The sequence below is a fragment of the Mesorhizobium sp. M4B.F.Ca.ET.143.01.1.1 genome, from assembly GCF_004792275.1.
GTDB classification, from domain to species: Bacteria; Pseudomonadota; Alphaproteobacteria; order Rhizobiales; family Rhizobiaceae; genus Mesorhizobium; species Mesorhizobium abyssinicae.
The window spans coordinates 1-322 of the sequence record NZ_SRSR01000232.1; the positions used below are offsets into that span (position 1 = coordinate 1).

Sequence of the window (322 nt, forward strand, 5' to 3'; positions counted from 1 at the left end):
GGATGGATTCCTCGACATCCATGCTGGCGAGGTTGCGAAACAGCATGGCGGTCGGGCGCATGTTGCTTTCGCCCAGCGACATGACCGGGAATTCCAGCGGCAGGCCGCCGGCCTCGTAGACGCCACGTTTGACGTGGTCTGCCAGCGCCCGCAAATGCGCATTGCACGGGGTCAGTTCCGACCAGGTGTTGCAGATGCCGATCACCGGGCGGCCGTCGAAAGCGTCTGCGGGAATGCCCTGATTCTTCATCCAGCTGCGGTGCATGAAGGCATTCTTGCCCTCACCGCCGAACCAGGCTTCGGACCGCAGTTTGCGTTTGGT

1 protein-coding gene is annotated in these 322 nt (G+C 62.4%); it reads right to left on the minus strand.

Going from position 1 to position 322, the window contains the following annotated elements; genetic code table 11:
- Positions 1-322: dihydroxy-acid dehydratase (locus EN786_RS36775; RefSeq protein ID WP_210238937.1), on the minus strand; the 322-nt coding region annotated here is incomplete at both ends.